This window comes from Pseudomonas sp. NFACC56-3 (assembly GCF_900100025.1).
Lineage (GTDB): Bacteria > Pseudomonadota > Gammaproteobacteria > Pseudomonadales > Pseudomonadaceae > Aquipseudomonas > Aquipseudomonas fluorescens_AA.
The window spans coordinates 103,837-121,682 of record NZ_FMTK01000018.1 but is presented as its reverse complement, the minus strand read 5'-3'; the positions used below and the strand labels follow the sequence as shown (position 1 = coordinate 121,682).

Below are 17,846 nucleotides of genomic sequence, written 5' to 3'. Positions count from 1 at the left end.
ATGAGCAAGCCCCGGATGTACCTGCTGGCCGGCAACGGTAGCGCTGCTGATTGGTGGGATGACGCGCTGCCGCACTTTGAACGCTACGACGTGGTGCCATTAGAGTTGCCGGGCTTTGGCAATAACCCACAGGCCCCTTGCGAGGACCTGGCGGCCTATGCCCAGGCGTTGCTGGCGGCAACGGACAAGGGCAGCGCGATCATGGCGGTCGGGGTCAATGCCTTGCTGGTGCTGCACGCCTTGCAACGGCAGCCGGGACACTTTTGCCGCAGCGTGTTGCTGGCGCCGGTGGGCGCATTTTTGTGGCAGCGACGATTGCCGGCGTTGATGTCGCCGCTGCCGATTCGCAAGACCATTCACTGGCTGCTCTCGAACAAGCCGACGCTGTTCGCCCACAAATTCTCCCGCCAGACCTGGACGCCCGCGCAATACCAGCGCATGGGCGCCGGCTATGCCCGTTGCCGCGCCTTTGTGCCGCTCTGGGATCAGCTGCGTGCGGATACCGCGTTGCCGTTGCTGGAATGGATCACCGACCCGGTCGAGCTGGTGTGGGGCGATCAGGACAAGGTGCTGGGCGTCGCGCAAGCGGCGGCCTGGTCCGCCATTCTGGCCCGCGCCGACTTGACCATCAGCCTGAAACCCGGTTGGGGTCACTACCCATGGATCGACTCCCCCGCTGAGTTCGCGGCGTGGTTGGAGGCCGGCGAGCGTGGCTTCGTCGCGCATACCAAGGGCGGGCGCTTGCGCCTGGCGGCACTGGCTGGGCAGCCGGTGCCTGCGGCGCTGACGCTCAACGACTGCAATGATCCGCGCTTGCCGAACTTTCTGAAGAGCCAGCCGGACGCTATCTGGGCCGTGCGTTCTTCCAGTTATGGGGAGGATCAGGCCGATGCGGCCAATGCCGGCCTGAGCACCACGTTCCTGCGTGAACCGACGCACAACGTGCCGGCGCGCATTGCCGAGTTGAGTGTGGCAGGTGTCGAGGAAGTGGTGGTCCAGCGCTTCATCACGCCACGGCTGTCGGGGATCGCCTTCGTGCGCCATTTGGCGGTAGAGCTGGAATGGGTCGAAGGTCACCTGGAGTCGTTGGCCGATGGCAAGGCGAGCCCCGAGCGGGCGATTCTTTCCCGCCTCGGCGAGTCATGGAGCAGTGGCACATTCAAGCCCGCCCATGGCCTGACCGCAGACGTGCTATGGCGTTTCCTGCAAGGCGTGCTGAAGGTCTTCCACTACGTGCCCGGCGACGTCGAATGGGCTTGGGACGGCACGCAACTGTGGTTGCTGCAATACCGCCCGATCAGCGACTACGGCTGGCGTCGCCACCTGACCGCCGCGAACATCGCCGAGATCCTGCCGCCGCAACCCAGCGCCCTGGTGGAGTACGCCCAGCGCCGTGCGGCGGCGAGCATCCCGGCGATCATGGCGCGCTGGGACTCGCGGGTGTTGCAAGACAACGAGCCGTTCACGGCGGTGTTTGGCGGTGCTTCGTATATCAACAATGACCTGTTTCTCGCCCGGCTGGCCGACTGGGGCATCAGCGCCAGCAGCTATGCCGGTGAGGTCGGCGGTGCGACACCGCACCTGCCGTGGCGGCCACTGCGCCTGCTGCGCTCGCTGCCGTTGTTCCTGCGCATGCAACGCATCGCCCGTGGGCATTTGCTGACGTTGGAAAGCGGCTTGCGACGTTTTGACCGAGAGCTGCACGAACTGAGCGGACAAGGTGCCGACGGCCAGCAATTGGCCGACTGGTTCACCCGCTTCTACGTGTTCGTGGTGCAGGGCAACCTGTGCATCGCCAGCGCCTTGGCCAGCAGTGGCGGCGACTGGCTGGGACGGCCGCCGACCGCCTATGACAACCTTGAACACAGCCCCCATCGCCTGCCCTGGGAAACCGACCCGGCGACGCCACGCCCAGCATTGATCGAGTTGCCCTTGCAGGCCTTCCCACAATGGCCCTTGGCGATTCGCCTGGCTCATTCGACCGGCCTGCCGGGCTTGCGTGGTTACTACCTGCAAGTGCGCGAATGGTATCGCGACAACCTGATGCGGATATTCTTTCGCCTGCACCATGCCATGCCGACGGCGGACCGAGCGCATTGGTTCGCGCCGCACCCGGACATCCGCACCCGCGATGGCAGCTTCTGGCAGGACGGTCGTGAAGGCACCGAGCAGGCCAGCGGCTTCATGATTTATCCGGGGCAGGCCCAGGGGATTCTGGGTGAGGACATTCTGCTTGAAGACACGTTGGACCCTGGTCGCCACGCACACTATCAAAGCGCCCGGGCCGTGATTGCGCGAATGGGTGGGCGTTTGTCCCACGGTTCGACGTTGCTGCGTGAGTTGCGCAAACCCTCGGCGGTGTTGCCGCAGGTGGATGTGGGTTGGTTGGGGCGTGAGGTGGTGTATTGCGATGGGGAGCTGAGGTTGGTTACTACCAATAATCCGGCTTGATGGCGGGGGCTTTGTGCGTGGGCACTCGGTTGGGGAATTGGTGGGATTGGAGTTCGTCGCAAGTGACAACGCGGCGTATCCAATGGGCGTGCTGCTTTAACGAACCTGGAGACGGACGATTCAGCTCAGCTCGATGAGGAAGAATAACGCCAACGGTTGTTTCGGGAAAATCCTCCCGCAACGCTCTCAAAGCGGGAGTCATATCGGTGTCGCTGGATACAAGGACCAATTGCTCCACCCGTTCATGATTCTTCAGCGTCGTTTGCTTTGCAGCGGCTCGGTACATGCTGATTGCTATGTGAACGTCCGTCTCTTTTTCCTCCAGCTTCCAGATGTCGACTTTGTCCTCTCGAGAGGCTTTTGTCTTTCTGTCAACGAAACGAGGGGCTTTGGCAGGTTCAAGTTGATGATGACCATAATGCACACGGATATGGGTGGTCTTCAGGGCGCGGATATAAGAATCTTGCGCTTCTTTTGATACTCGACCCCGGGTGGCCAGTGACGGTTTGACCGAGGAGGTGAAGTAATCAACTGAGGCCGTTGTGCTGTGCGGGTTTTCGATATGCGCGATGTGTGACAACAGGCTTCGCAAATCCAGCCATTTGTAAGGTGTGTCTGCGAGCAGTCCATAGAACAGGTTATAGCCGTCAACAAAAAATGCGGTGCGCACAAACTCGATCCCCAGAAACGAAAAAACCGGCCTAAGCCGGTTTTTTCACCCCAACAGCCAGAGAACTGAATCTCTGCGTACGGGGTTGAGTAGGGCCATCCTAAGTTGAGCGTGTCATAACGTCAACCGTTGGCTGGATTCTCTCTCGTCACCGGCGCAACAGTGTTGAGCGTATGCATGGTGGAAGGTCAAATCCATTCTTTGCTTGATCTGTCAGCGTTTGTTACGAAATAGAGCCTCTCTTAGAGCAACGGTAGAAATCCATCACCGAAAACCATTTTCCAACGAATGGAAATTCTCAATACTTTGTAGGATTTGATGTCCGTACATATCAGGAAAAAACTGAGCGTTTTTTTGTCCCCTCTTCGACCTTTTTGAAACAAGAGTTTTCTCACTCCTGACCGCTACTCCCTTGACGCCCCCCACCGCTGTCGTAGACTCCGCCCATCCGTCAGGGAGTCACGGTCATGCGACGTTTGAGTAGTTGGGTTGTGGGATTGACCTTTGTAACGTGCGGCGTGCAGGCGCAAACGCCTGTCGCGGACGATCCTCTGCTGGAAAGCGGCGTCACGGCCAGTGCGCCGAGTGGCAATGAGGCGCGTGGGGTGCTTCGGGCGCGAGACCAGGCGGTGCTGGCCAGCGAGTTGGCCGGGCGCATCGTCGAGTTGCCGTTCAGCGAGGGCGAGTCGTTCAAGAAGGGCGATACCCTGGCGCGGTTCGATTGCTCGGCCTATCAGGCTCAGCTCAACGCGGCCCAGGCGGCAAGCCGGGGGGCCGGTGAAGAGCTGGCGCATAATCGGCAATTGGCGGAGTTGAAATCGGTCGGACGCTTTGAGGTGTCGCGGGCCGAGGCCCGGCTCAGCGAGGCTCAGGCCCAATCCCAGGTGTACCAGGTTCAGGTCAAGCGCTGCAGCGTGGTCGCACCCTTCGACGGGCAAGTGGTGGCGCGCAAGGTCCAGCGCTATGAAAGCGTGGCGGCCGGCGCGCCGTTGCTCGATGTGGTGGACAACCGCACCCTGGAGATCCACCTGCTGGTGCCGTCGCGCTGGATGGACCGGCTCAAGCCTGGCCAGCCCTTTACCTTCGTTCCCGATGAAACCGGCAAGCCGTTGCAAGCGACGGTCAAGCGCCTGGGCGCGCGCATCGACGAGGGTAGCCAGACCCTGTTGCTGGTGGCGAGCGTGCCGGATGCCAGCGGCCTGCTGTCGGGCATGAGCGGCACGGCGCATTTCGCGGAGCCCAAGTGAACGCGCCGGTATCGGGCAGCGCCGAGCAGGTGTTTGCCCGCTTCCTTGACCTTGAACGCCAGACCCGGGCCGCACGAACGCCGGCACAATTGAGCTACAGCCTGGTCAATGACGGCCAGGCCCTGTTCGGCTTTCGTCATGCCGCGTTGTTGATCGCCGGCAAGGTCCAGGCGGTGACTGGCGTCAGTACCGTGGAGCCGAATGCACCATTCGTGGCATTTGTCGAGCAGGCGGTGGCACAGCTATTCAAACAGGGCCTGTTGAATCAGGCTCGGGTGATCGCCGCCGACGGGGTGAGCGAATCCATCCGGGCGGACTGGCAAAGCCTGTCCGCCGGGCAAGTGTTCTGGCTGCCGTTGATCGATCATCAGGGCCAGGTATTCGGCGGTTTATGGCTGGCCCGGGACCTGCCCTGGACCCCGCCCGAACAAGTGCTGCTGTCGCAACTGGGGGACACCTACAGCCATGCGTGGCTGGCGCTGCAACCACGCAAGCCGTGGCGCCTGCGTTGGACGCGCAAGCGCCAGGTCGCCCTGGTGGCGATGTTGCTGCTGGGCTTGCTGATCCCGGTGCGTCAGTCTGTGTTGGCCCCGGCCGAAGTGGTACCGCTGGGCGGGCAGGTGGTGGCGGCGCCGCTGGATGGGGTGATCGCCGAGTTCCTGGTCAAGCCCAACCAGACCGTCAAGAACGGCGACCTGCTGCTGCGTTTCGAAAGCACCAGCCTCAAGGCCCAGGCCGATGTGGCCGAGCGTGCGTTGGGTGTGGCCGAGGCCGAACTCAAGGCCAATTCCCAGCGCTCGTTTGCCGATGCTGAATCCAGTTCGAAGATTGACTTGCTGGCCGCCCGCGTCGAACAGAAACGCGCCGAGCGCAACTACGCGCTTGAACTGCTCAAGCGCAGCGAAGTACGCGCCGAGCGCGACGGCATTGCGGTGTTCGCCGACGCCGAGCGCTGGCTCGGCAAGCCTGTGCAGACCGGCGAGCGACTGATGGAAATCGCCGACCCGAACCAGGCCGAGTTGCGTATTGAATTGGCGGTGGGCGACGCGATCGCCCTGGAGCCCGGTGCGCAAGTGGCGTTGTTTCTCGACAGCGACCCGTTGCAGCGGCACCTGGCCTGGCTCGAGCGCTCGGCCTATGAAGCGCAGCCTACCGCCGCCGGGCAACTGGCGTATCGGTTGGACGCGCGTTTCGATGCCACGGCGCCGCGCATCGGCCTGCGGGGCACGGCGAAGGTCTTTGGCGACCGCGCGCCGCTGGCGTTGTACCTGTTGCGTCGGCCATTGGCCGGCCTGCGCCAGAGCGTAGGCCTGTAGCATGGACTTGCCGAGCCTGCGGCCGGACCTGCAGTTGTCCCCGGCGGCGCCGGACCCGGACGGTTCGCCGCAGTGGACCTTGGCCGATCCGGTGCGCGGGCGCTATTTCAAGCTTGGCGCGGCGGCAATGCGCATGTTGCGGCACTGGTCACTGGGCGATCCGGAGCAGGTGCTGCAAGCCGCAAACCGCGAGCCGGGCCTACCGCTCAACGGCGAGTCGCTGGAGCAACTGCTGGGTTTCCTGCGCGGCCATGACCTGATCAGCGCAATGGACCCACAGCAGCGCGACAGTTACCTCTTCAAGACCGCCGCACAACGCCAGAGCCTGTGGCAGATCCTGCTGCATCAATACCTGTTTTTTCGCATACCGCTGTGGCGCCCGGACGCCTTTCTCAATCGGGCCTGGCCCTGGTTGGCGCGGTTCGGCCCCGGGCTCCTGCGCTATGGCCTGCCGCTGACCCTGGGCCTCGGCATCTTTCTGGTGTCGCGGGACTGGCAGCGCTTCATCGCGACGTTTCCGCACCTGTTCAGCCTGGGCGGAGCACTGGCCTTCGGGACGGCGTTGCTCTTCGCCAAGCTGTGCCATGAGTTCGGCCATGCCTTCATGGCCAAGCGCGCTGGCTGTCGTGTGCAAAGCATGGGCGTGGCGTTCATGGTGCTGTTGCCGATGTTCTACACCGACGTCAGTGACGCCTGGCGGATCAACGACCGTCGCGCACGGTTGCTGATCGGTGCCGGCGGCGTCCTGGCCGAACTGCTGCTGGCGTGCATCGCACTGCTGGCCTGGTCGCTGCTGCCCGATGGGCCGGCACGCACCGCGGCGTTCATGCTGGCCAGCGCCACCTGGATCACCACGCTGATCATCAACTTGAACCCTTTCATGCGTTTTGACGGGTATTTCCTACTCAGTGATTTCTGGGCGGTGGATAACCTGCAGGGGCGTGCGTTCGCCCTGTGCCGCTGGCGCCTGCGCGAAGCCTTGTTCGGTTATGGCGCGGCGGCGCCGGAGCCCTGGTCGCCGAAGATGCGCCGGCGTTTGCTGGTCTGGGGGTATGGCTCCTGGCTGTGGCGGGCATTGTTGTTTTTCGGGATTGCCCTGGCGGTCTATCACCTGTTCTTCAAGGTGCTGGGCATTTTTCTGATGATGGTGGAATTGGTGTGGTTCATTTTTATGCCCATCGTGAATGAATGGCGGCAATGGTGGAGCCGCCGTGAGCAAGCCCGCGGTGGGCGGATGCTCCTCAGCGGCCTGGTGTTACTGGCGTTGCTGTTGGCGTTGCTGTTGCCCTGGCGCAGCGCGGTGGAGGTGCCGGTCATGCTCGAGGCCGGGCGGGCCAGTGCCTTGCATGCGCCAGTGGCGGCACGGGTCAAGCAGGTGAACGTGCACGACGGCCAGACCGTGGCCCAGGGCGATGTATTGATTGAGCTGGAATCGCCGGACATGGCCTCGCGCCTGGCCATCGTGCGCCGGGAAATCCAGATCCAGCAGTTGCAGATGCGCCGTCAGGCCGGGCGCAGCGAAACCGCTGCCGATGCCGGCATCATCGAACAGCAACTGGCCGAAGCGGTGGCCGAGCACCGGGGCCTGGTGGCCCAGCGCGAACGCCTGTTGTTGCGTGCGCCCCATGCCGGCCAGGTGCGCGACTTGTTGCCGCAACTGTCGGTAGGGCGCTGGCTGTCACCGACGCAGGCGCTGGCGCGAGTGGTGCAGACCGATTCGCGGTTGCGCGGATACCTCACCGAAGCCGAGCTTTGGCGGGTCAGGCCGGGCGCCACGGGACGGTTCATCGCGGACGATCCGATGCACCCGTCGATTGCCGTGCAGTTGAATGAAGTCGACACCAACGGCGTGGCCTGGGTCGAGCAACAAGCGTTGACCTCCGACCACCATGGGCCGATTGCGGTGCGCCGCGATTCGCAGCAACGGGCCGAGCCGGTGCAGGCCCAATACGGTGTGCGCCTGAGCGCGCTGGACGACACGTCCGCTCCGACGCAGCCGCTGCGTGGCGTGGCGGTGTTGCAGGGCAAGGGCGAGTCGGTGTTGGGAGCGGCCTGGCGACGGTTGGCGGCGTTGGGTGTCAGGGAAAGCGGGTTCTAGTCCTGGGGAGCGAGCATGGAGTCAGTGGCGGCAGAGGGATTGGTGGTGCGTCCATCGCGGGTCAGCGATGGCCCGTTCCTGCAGGGCCTTTACCAGGCGGCGCGGCCGGACCTGCAATGGATCGACGGTGACCCCGAACAGGTGCAGCAGGTGATTGCCCAGCAGTTCCAGGTGCAGGAGCAAGGGTTGGGCGAGAACTTCCCCGACGCCATGCATTACGTCGTGGAAAAACTCGGCACCGCGATCGGTGCCTTGAGCACGGATTTCGGCCCCAATGAAATTCGCGTGCTGTACCTGGCCTTCATTCCCCAGGCGCGTGGGCAGGGGTATGGCCGGGCGGTGTTGCAAGGGGTGCAGAAAGCCGCGCAACAAATCCGCTGCCCGGTGGCGACGGTGGTCTGGGCCAGCAACCCCCATGCACGCCGGCATTACCTGGCGCTGGGCTTCGAAGTGCAAGAGCGCAACCCGGCGGCGGAGCGGTTGGTCTGGTATCCGAAAGGCAAGTGAGCGGTCTTTCAGAACACATCACATCCCCTGTGGGAGCGGGCTTGCTCGCGAAGGCGGTGCGGCAGTAATAAATGTGCCAACTGACACGCCGTCTTCGCGAGCAAGCCCGCTCCCACAATGGATTTGTTGTGGATTCAAGTTTTGGGCGATTAGTTAAACGCGATGTAGAAATACCCCAGCGCCGGATCCCGTCCCATGGGCGGTATCCGTGACACGAACACCCCCTCGATCTTGCCCAGTTCCGGCACCTCCAGCCCGCAAAGGCCATCCACGAACGCGGTGCTTTCCAGGCTGTTGAACTCGACGCTGAAGGGCATGCGCTCGGTGTTCGGCATCTTCGCCCGAGGTGTTTCTTCAAGGGTTTCGAAGCGCACCGGCAGGCAACTGCCGTCGGGCAGGGTCAGGCTGCCGGTCTGGCCCAGCAGCGGTTGGAAATGGCGGCTATGAACCTGTTGCAGCATATCGACACTCCAAAAGGCCGGAGGACCGCAGCCCTCCGGCGGTTCATCAGTTACGGGACGGAAAGTAGCCTTGAAGGGCGATGCTGAAGTTGATGGCCAGGAACGGGTTCATAACGGCCAATGGCATTCCGTTGCCCGCGGGGGAAATCGTGCCGCTGACGGTCGTGCTGACACCTTGCAGCGGTACGGGCGAGGCACCGATCTGGTCGGAATAGATCGCCGCCGAGCCTGGCCCGGTGCCCGAGGTGCCGATGAATGAGTTGGTGGCCGTGGGCGTGTTCACTGGATTGCTGGCCGGGTTCGCCAGTTGCAGGGTGGTCGAGGCGGTGACGCCCGTGAGGGTGTGGGTGTGGATGGGCAGGTTGTTCAGCGTCGGGGTGACGTTTTCGGTGCCGGAGACCTCGCCGATGACGCGCGGGGTCAGGCCCAGGCCGTTGCCTTGCCCCAAGGGCAGACGACCTTGCAGGTTGGGCAGCATGAAGGTGGTCTGGCCATTGCCTCCGTACGTCACGCCGATCAAGGCGAACAAGGTCTGGTATTGAGAAAGGGAAAGCGTCTGCCCGTTGCACAGGGCCCAATCCCTGGGGGCAAAGTTAAAGGCGAATGACTGGATCGTGCCGATGAATACTTCCATAGATTCCTCATCCTTCAGGTGATTGGTTTCGCAATGCCGGCACATAAAGGACAAGAGTGCGATCAGCCCGACTCCTTTGATTCCCTGGCCTGGTCACGCACGGCTGAGCGTAGACCGGGATGTTTGATTTTGCCGAGCGAGGCGGGCGGAAAAATGTCGCGAAACGGCTTAATCGATTCAGGTTCACCCAGCGTCTGTACCGTCCATCTTTTTTACAGCCTGGGTGAATCTGATATCAAAGTACTACTAGGCGAAGATTGTTTCCTCGGCTACGCTTGGGCGATACGAAGGGACTACAAAACAGGTGAAGGGATTGCCGCAGTTTCACTTTATTTCCGGTTTACCGCGCTCAGGCTCGACCCTGCTTTCTGCCATTTTGTTGCAGAATCCGCGCTTTCATGCCGGCATGACCAGTCCCGTCGGTTCGCTGTTCAGCAGCGTGCTGCAGCAATGCAGCGCCGGCAGCGAGTTCGGTTCGGTGATCGACACCGACCTGCGCCGCCGCCTGTTGCGCGGCCTCTTCGATTCCTACTACGCCGATAAAGCCGATAAACCGGTCATCTTCGATACCAACCGCCAATGGTGTGCCCGCCTGCCTGCCCTGCAGGACCTGTTCCCCCAAGCCAAGACCATCGCTTGCGTGCGCAACGTCGCCTGGATCCTCGACAGCTTGGAGCGCCTTTATCGCGCCAACCCGTTTGAGAACACCAAGCTGTTCAACGACGATGACGAGCGCAACACCGTCTACAGCCGCTGCGAAACCCTGGCCCAGCGCAATCGGCTGGTGGGGCTTGCCTGGACGGCGCTCAAAGAGGCCTATTACGGCGAGAACGCCGAGTCGCTGCTGATCGTTGACTACGACCTGCTGAGCCAGGCCCCCGAACGGGTCATGCGCCTGGTGTACGAGTTCATCGGCGAGCCCTGGTTCGAACACGATTTCAATCACTTGACCTACGACGCACCGGCCTTCGACCAGGCCCTGGGCGTTGCCGGCCTGCACAAGGTCAAGCCCAAGGTCGCGCCGCAAGCCCGGCGCACCCTGTTGCCGCCGGATCTGTTTGAAAAGTATGCCCAGTTGTCGTTCTGGCACGATGGGTCCGCAAGCGCCGCCAATGTCATTCGTATGAAAACCGACGCCGCCGTCAGCTGACTGCGGTTTTTTTCATTTGCGTTCAAGAAGTTCGAGTCCAGGTGATCGTCATGTGGTGGAGCAAAGGCAAATCGCGGGTAACCGAGGGCGCACAGGCCCTGGCATCGCCAATGATCATGTCCCTGGAGCCGCGAATGCTGTTCGACGGCGCGGTGGCCGCCACCGTGGCTGATGCCGCGCAAGCGGACGCGCAACCCACTGCCGAGGCGGCCAAGACGCCCACGGCGGACCAGCCGGCCGACACGCATGCGCCCCAAGGCCAGGTCGATGCCACCCAGGCCGCCGTTCCGGGCAAATCCGTGGTGTTCGTCGATTCCCGGGTCAAGGATTCCGCCAGCCTGCTCGAAGGCGTGGCGCCCGGGACCCAGGTGGTGCAACTGGATGCCACCAAGGACGGCCTGCAACAGATCGCCGATTACCTGGACACCCACCAGGGTGTCAGCTCGGTGCAGATCATTGCCCACGGCAACACCGGTGATTTGTGGCTGGGCAACAGCTACCTGTCGGCGGACAACGTCCAGGCCCGCAGCGAAGTACTGGCGCAGATCGGCCAGGACATGAACGCCGGCGGCGATATCCTGATCTACGGCTGCTACACCGCCGAAGGTGACCGTGGCCTTAGCCTGGTGAATTCATTGGCACAGTTGACCGGCCGCGACGTGGCGGCTTCCGACGATCGCACGGGCGTCGGCGGCGACTGGGACCTGGAGATTGCCACCGGCAACATCGAGAGCGCCAACGTGCTCTCGGCCAATGCCATGAGTGAATACCAGTGGGGCCTGGCCACCTGGACCGCCACCAACAATGCCAACTCCGGCGTGGGCTCCCTGCGCGCCGCCCTGGCTTCCGCGCAGAACGGCGACATTGTCACCTTCAACAGCAGCATGACCGTCGCCTTGACCCAGGTGCTGGTGGTGAACAGGAACATCACGATCGACGGCGATCTCAACAACGACAACGTCGCCGATGTCACCCTGGACGGGCAGTTCCGCACCCAGGTGATCAACGTGACGGCCGGCACCACGGCCACCCTCGATGGCCTGGTGATTACCCGGGGCATGACGGCGGGCAATGGTGGTAACGGCGGCGACGATGCGCTGGTGTCCAAGGGCGGCGGGATCTACAACGCCGGCACCTTGACCCTGAGGAACGTCACGGTCACCGCGAACGTCGCTTCTGGCGGTGGTGGCGGCGGCGGTGTGACCCCGGAGTACGCGGGCGGCGGCGGCGGTGGTGGCGGAGCGGCCGGCAGCGGCATCGGCGGTCGCGGCGGCGATACGCTTAACTCCACGGGTTCTAACGGCTCGACGGGGCAGGGCGGTGCCGGTGGCGGCTTCTTCAACATCGGTGGCCGTGGCGGCTCCACGACCGGCGGTGCCGGTGGCGCTGTCTATGCCGGCTACAGCACCGGCTCCGCCGGTGGCACGGCCAGCAGCGGCGGGTTGTCCATCGGCGGCGGCGGTGGTGGCGACGGCTATAACGACATCGGCGGTGCCGGCGGTGGCGCGGTCGGCGGGATCTACAACGACACGGGCGCAACCCTGCGGATCATCGGTAACTCGGTCATCTCCAACAACATCGGAGCGGGCGGTGGTGGCGGTGGCGGCGGTGCCGGTGGTGGCTACACCCAGGCGGGCGGCGCCGGTGGCGTGGGTGTCGGTGCGATCTGGAACAAGGGTTCGATCCTGATGACCGCGGCCAACTTCGCGGCCCTGGCCGGCAACGTCGGCGGCAGCGGCACTGGTGGAACGAGTGCCGGCACGGCAGGTGTCACGCCGAGTTCGGTGGCCAACGTCTATGGCGACGGCGGCACCATCAATACCAACTACGTGCCGGACGAAACGCCGCCTACCGCGACCGTTGTGGTGGCCAACACCAACCTGAGTTCTGGCGGCACCTCGCAGGTGACCATCACCTTCTCCGAGGCGGTGACCGGGCTGACCGCGGCGGACCTGACGGTGCAGAACGGCACCATCGGCACGTTGACCAGCGGCGACGGCGGCATCACTTGGACCGGTACGCTGACGGCAGCAAGCAACATCGCCGATACCACCAACATCATCACCTTGAACAACACCGGCGTTGCCGACCTGGCCGGTAATGCCGGCGTGGGCACCACCGACTCGAACAATTACATCGTCAACGACACCGTGGCGCCGACGGCGTCCATCGTGGTATCTGACACGGCCCTGAGGAACGGTGAAACCTCACTGGTGACCCTCACTTTCTCCGAGGCGGTCAGCGGATTGACCACGGCCGACCTGACAGTGGCCAACGGCACCCTCAGCGGCCTGAGCAGCAGTGATGGCGGTATCACCTGGACGGCAACCCTGACACCCGACGCCGCTATCACCGACACCACCAATCTGGTGGTGCTGAACAATACCGGTGTCGCGGACCTGAGCGGCAATGCCGGGGTCGGCACCACCAACTCAAACAATTACGCCATCGACACCGTGCTGCCGACCGCCACCATCGTGGTGACTGACACGGCGCTGAGCGCCGGTGAAACGTCCTTGGTGACGATCACATTCAACGAGGCGGTCAGTGGTTTCACCGCCGCAGATCTGACGGTGGCCAACGGTACGGTCACCGGGCTGAGCACCAGCGACGGAGGTATCACCTGGACCGCAACGCTGACCCCGACCGCCAGCGTGAGCGATACCACCAACCTGATCACGTTGAGCAACAGTGGCGTTGCCGACCTGTCCGGCAACGTCGGTACCGGCACCACCAACTCGAACAACTACGCCATCGACACCCTGCGCCCGACCGCCACGATCGTGGTGGCCGACAACGCGCTGAACATCGGTGAAACCTCCCTGGTGACGATTACCTTCAGCGAGGCGGTGACGGGGTTCACCCTGGCCGACCTGACCGTTGCCAATGGATCCCTGAGCGGGCTGAGCAGCAGCGACGGCGGTATCACCTGGACCGCGACGCTCACCCCAAGCGCCAGCATCACGGATGCCACCAACCTGATTGTCCTGGCCAATACCGGCGTACTGGACGCGGCCGGTAACGCTGGCACCGGCACCACCAGTTCCAACAACTACGCCGTCGACACCGCGCGCCCGACCGCGACCATCGTCGTCGCCGATAATGCCTTGAGAATCGGCGAAACGTCCCTGGTGACCATTACCTTCAGCGAAGCAGTGACCGGCTTCACCACCGCCGACCTGACGGTCGCCAACGGCACCCTTATCGGGCTGAGCAGCAGCGACGGCGGTATCACCTGGACCGCGACATTGACCCCGAGCGCCAGCATCAGCGACGCCACCAACCTGATCACCCTGAATAACACCGGCGTGGCGGACGCCGCCGGCAACGTCGGCAGCGGTACCACCGACTCCAACAACTACGCCATCGACACGGCGCGCCCCACCGCCACCATCGTCGTCGCCGATACGACCGTCGCCCTGGGCGAAACCTCAGTGGTGACCATCACCTTCAACGAGGCGGTGACCGGCTTCACCCTGGCGGACCTGACGGTCGCCAACGGCAGCCTGAGCGGGCTGAGCACCAGCGACAACATCACCTACACCGCCACCTTCACCCCGAGCGTCGGCACCAGTGATGCCAGCAACCTGATTTCCCTGGGCAACTCCGGCGTCACGGACGGGGCGGGCAACGCTGGCAGCGGCACCACCGACTCCAACAACTACGTCGTCGACACGCTGCGCCCCACCGCGACCATCGTGGTGGCCGACAACGCGCTGAGCGTCGGCGAAACCTCGCTGGTGACCATTACGTTCTCCGAGGCCGTCAGCGGTTTCGACAATTCGGACCTGAGCGTGGCCAATGGCACCCTGAGCGCGGTCAGCAGCAGCGATGGCGGCTTCACCTGGACCGCCACGTTTACCCCGGCCCTGGGGGTCAGCGACACCTCCAACGTCATCACCCTGAACAACACCGGCGTCAGCGATGCGGCAGGTAACACGGGCACCGGCACCACCAACTCCAACAACTACCAGGTCGACACCAACGTACCGACGGCGACTATCGTGATTGCCGATACCAGCTTGAGCATCGGCGAGACTTCAGTGGTTACCGTGACCTTCAACTCGGCGGTCAGTGGGTTCGACAATGCGGACCTGACCGTCAGCAACGGTACCCTGAGCACCATGAGCAGCACCGACGGCGGCGTCACCTGGACGGCCACGTTTACGCCGAGTGCCAGCATTTCCGATACCAGCAACGTGATCACCCTGGACAACACCGGCTTGATCAACGGCGCGGGCAACGCGGGCGTCGGCACCACCGATTCCAACAACTACGTGGTCGACACCGTGCGCCCCACCGCGACCATCGTCGTGGCCGACACCGCCATTGCCGTCGGCGAAACTTCGCTGGTGACCATCACCTTCAGCGAGGCCGTGACGAGCTTCACCCTGGCTGACCTGACCGTGGCCAATGGTTCCCTGAGCGGGCTGAGTACCAGCGACAACATTACCTTCACCGCGACCTTCACCCCGAGTGCGGGAATCAGCGACAGCACCAACCTGATCAGCCTCAACAGTGGCTCGATCGCCGATGTGGCCGGCAACATCAACACCAGCACTGCGGATTCGAACAACTACGCTGTCGATACCCTGCGTCCGACCGCGACCATCGTAATGGCCGACAGCAACCTCAGCGTCGGCGAAACCTCACTGGTGACCATCACCTTCAGCGAGGCGGTCAGTGGTTTCGACAATTCGGACCTGAGCGTGGCCAATGGCACCTTGAGCGCCGTGAGCAGCAGCGATGGCGGCATTACCTGGACGGCGACCTTCACCCCGGCCACCGGCACGCGGGACGCTACCAACCTGATCGTCCTGGACAACAGCGGAGTGAGCGACGCGGCCGGCAACGCCGGTACCGGCACCAGCAATTCCGCCAACTACACCGTCGATACCCAGGTGCCGACGGCGACCATCGTGGTGGCGGATACGTCCCTGAGCATCGGTGAAACCTCCCTGGTGACCATCACCTTCAATGAGGCGGTGAGCGGTTTCGACAACAGCGACCTGACCGTCAGCAACGGCACACTGAGCAATGTGTCGTCCTCCGACGGCGGCGTCACGTGGACGGCCACGTTCACACCGAGTGCGAGCATTGCCGATACCAGCAACCTGATCACCCTGGACAATACCGGTGTCGTCAACGTCTCAGGAAACGCTGGCGTCGGCACCACCGATTCGAACAACTACGCGATCGACACCGTGCGCCCAACGGCGACTATCATCGTCGCCGACACCGCCATCGCCGCGGGTGAGACCTCGCTGGTGACCATCACCTTCAGCGAGGCCGTGACGGGCTTCACCACTGCCGACCTGACCGTCGCCAACGGGACCCTCAGCGGGCTGAGCAGCAATGACGGCGGCATTACCTGGACCGCGACCTTCACGCCTACCGCTGGCATCACTGACACCGGCAATGTCATTACCCTCGCCAATGGCGGCGTCGCCGACCTGGCAGGCAACGTCGGCAGCGGCACCACTGATTCGAACAACTACAGTGTCGACAGCCAGCGTCCGACCGCCACCATCGTACTGAGCGATTCGGTGTTGAAGCCGGGTGAAACTGCCCAGGTGACCATCACCTTCAGCGAGGCGGTAACCGGCTTCAGCAACGCTGACCTGAACGTGGCCAACGGCACCCTGAGCGCCGTGAGCAGCAGCGATGGCGGCCTGACCTGGACCGCGACCTTCACCCCAACCCTGGGCGTGACCGACGCCACCAACCTGATCAGCCTGGACAACACCGGCGTGAGCGATGCGGCCGGCAACACCGGGACGGGCACGACCGATTCGGCCAACTACGCGGTCGAGACGCAGGTACCGACTGCCACGATCGTGGTGGCTGACAGTGCCCTGCGGATAGGGGAAACCTCACAGGTCACCATTACCTTCTCGGAAGCGGTCAGCGGTTTCGACAACGCCGACCTGAACGTGAGCAACGGTACGCTGAGCAATGTCTCGTCCTCCGATGGCGGCGTGACCTGGACGGCGACGTTCACCCCGAGCGCGAGCATTACCGACACCAGTAACCTGATCAGCCTGGACACCGGCGGCGTGGTCAACGCCTCGGGCAACAGCGGTGTCGGCGTGGTGAACTCCAACAACTACGCAATCGACACGGCTCGTCCTGGCGCGACCATCTCCCTGGGCGATACCACCCTGGGCATCGGCCAGAGCACCACCGTGACCATCAGCTTCACCGAGGCGGTGTCCGGCTTCGACTTGTCGGACCTCAGCGTGGCCAATGGCGTGCTGTCCAACCTCGCCAGCAGCGACGGCGGCCTGACCTGGACGGCGACCCTGACGCCCAGCGCAGGCGTCAGCGATGCCACCAACCTGATCCTGCTGGACACCGGCAACGTGCAGGACCTCGCCGGCAACGTCGGGGCAGGCATTGCGATCTCCAGCAACTACGCGCTCGATGCCTCCCGGCCGACAGCGACCATCGTGGTGGCCGATCCGAACCTGACCGTGGGCGAGACGACCCAGGTCACCATCACCTTCAGCGAGGCGGTGAGCAATTTCGATCTGTCGGACCTCAGCGTCACCAATGGCGAGCTGACCAACCTGACCAGCAGCGACGGCGGCAGGACCTGGACCGCGACGTTCACGCCCACGGCGAACCTCACCGACCCGAGCAATTTCATCGCCCTGGACACCAGCAATGTCAGCGACCTGACCGGCAACACCGGGGCCAGCGTGGCGGTGTCCAACAACTATGCGATCGACACCGTGGTACCCAACGATGTGAAGCCGCCGCCGGAGTTCCTGACGTCCGACCCGGTCACGGTTATCCCGCCGTCCGAGGTGCCGCTGCAACCGATCGTCTTTACCCCGCCGACCGGCAACCTCGGTTCGCCGCTGGGGTTCCCGCCGTTGTTCGAGCAGCGGGACGTTGGCGGTGGCCTCAAGCCGATTGGGGATATTTTCATCAACCGGGGCCAACTGGCGCCGAGCTATATCGCCCAGGTTTTCAGCACCGACGCCGCCGGCGATGGTTCCGGCCAGGGGTTCCTGGGCTTTGGTGGGGGCGATGGCGGGGTGTTCGGCAGCAGCACGTTGTCGGGGCTGTTCAATCGCGATTCCGGTTCCGACACCGAGACGCTGAACGCCTTCGGCAGCCAGTCGATGCAGGGGGGCGATGTGTCCCAAGGGCTGCGCGGGATGTTCGGCGCACCGACCTTGGGCCAACAGCTGCAACAGCTCAAGGATACTGAACAGCGTCAGGTCGACAGCCTGGCAACGGCGTTACGACAGGTCGGCATCAGCCAGGCGCAGGCCTGAATTCTAAAAAAATATTGGGGCAGCCA

The 17,846-nt window shown here is 63.6% G+C and carries 10 protein-coding genes; 7 read left to right on the top strand and 3 right to left on the bottom strand.

Features of this window, described 5'->3' with window-relative positions:
- Nucleotides 1-2,451, top strand: coding sequence for an alpha/beta fold hydrolase (locus BLO80_RS21660; RefSeq protein WP_092329853.1), 2,451 nt, complete (start codon nucleotides 1-3; stop codon nucleotides 2,449-2,451).
- On the opposite strand, the gene BLO80_RS21655 is transcribed toward BLO80_RS21660, so the two are convergent.
- The gene (locus BLO80_RS21655; protein ID WP_092329862.1) at nucleotides 2,432-3,121 is read right to left on the bottom strand and encodes an NYN domain-containing protein; all 690 of its coding nucleotides are present in this window, start codon (nucleotides 3,119-3,121) and stop codon (nucleotides 2,432-2,434) included. The two genes, BLO80_RS21660 and BLO80_RS21655, sit on opposite strands and share 20 nt — an antisense overlap.
- Nucleotides 3,122-3,588: 467 nt before the next feature.
- Between BLO80_RS21655 and BLO80_RS21650 the strand changes: the two genes are divergently transcribed.
- From BLO80_RS21650 to BLO80_RS21635, 4 genes are read left to right on the top strand one after another with little or no spacing between them, the layout of a single operon-like run.
- Nucleotides 3,589-4,368 (top strand): efflux RND transporter periplasmic adaptor subunit, encoded by a 780-nt coding sequence (locus BLO80_RS21650; RefSeq protein ID WP_092329865.1) that lies wholly within the window; start codon nucleotides 3,589-3,591, stop codon nucleotides 4,366-4,368.
- Nucleotides 4,365-5,684, top strand: a complete 1,320-nt coding sequence (locus BLO80_RS21645; protein ID WP_092329868.1) for an efflux RND transporter periplasmic adaptor subunit — start codon at nucleotides 4,365-4,367, stop codon at nucleotides 5,682-5,684. The genes BLO80_RS21650 and BLO80_RS21645 overlap by 4 nt, the downstream gene beginning before the upstream one ends.
- A gap of 1 nt (nucleotide 5,685) precedes the next feature.
- A complete protein-coding gene (locus BLO80_RS21640; RefSeq protein ID WP_092329871.1) occupies nucleotides 5,686-7,782 on the top strand; it encodes a site-2 protease family protein in 2,097 nt (698 codons plus the stop codon).
- 15 nt (nucleotides 7,783-7,797) lie between these two features.
- Nucleotides 7,798-8,289, top strand: coding sequence for a GNAT family N-acetyltransferase (locus BLO80_RS21635; RefSeq protein WP_092329873.1), 492 nt, complete (start codon nucleotides 7,798-7,800; stop codon nucleotides 8,287-8,289).
- Nucleotides 8,290-8,438: 149 nt separating this feature from the next.
- Here BLO80_RS21635 and BLO80_RS21630 read toward each other — a convergent pair whose 3' ends face one another.
- Together BLO80_RS21630 and BLO80_RS21625 are read right to left on the bottom strand one after the other, a co-directional pair.
- On the bottom strand, nucleotides 8,439-8,750 hold the full coding sequence (locus tag BLO80_RS21630) for a DUF6916 family protein (protein WP_014335980.1): 312 nt from the start codon (nucleotides 8,748-8,750) through the stop codon (nucleotides 8,439-8,441).
- A 46-nt stretch (nucleotides 8,751-8,796) separates the two neighbouring features.
- Nucleotides 8,797-9,384 (bottom strand): phage tail protein, encoded by a 588-nt coding sequence (locus BLO80_RS21625; RefSeq protein ID WP_092329875.1) that lies wholly within the window; start codon nucleotides 9,382-9,384, stop codon nucleotides 8,797-8,799.
- A gap of 304 nt (nucleotides 9,385-9,688) precedes the next feature.
- Between BLO80_RS21625 and BLO80_RS21620 the strand changes: the two genes are divergently transcribed.
- Together BLO80_RS21620 and BLO80_RS21615 are read left to right on the top strand one after the other, a co-directional pair.
- On the top strand, nucleotides 9,689-10,534 hold the full coding sequence (locus tag BLO80_RS21620) for a sulfotransferase family protein (protein WP_092329877.1): 846 nt from the start codon (nucleotides 9,689-9,691) through the stop codon (nucleotides 10,532-10,534).
- 50 nt (nucleotides 10,535-10,584) lie between these two features.
- Nucleotides 10,585-17,820 carry an Ig-like domain-containing protein gene (locus tag BLO80_RS21615; protein ID WP_092329883.1) on the top strand — a complete coding sequence of 2,412 codons (7,236 nt, stop codon included), beginning with the start codon at nucleotides 10,585-10,587 and terminating at the stop codon, nucleotides 17,818-17,820.
- The last annotated feature ends 26 nt before the right edge of the window (nucleotides 17,821-17,846 follow it).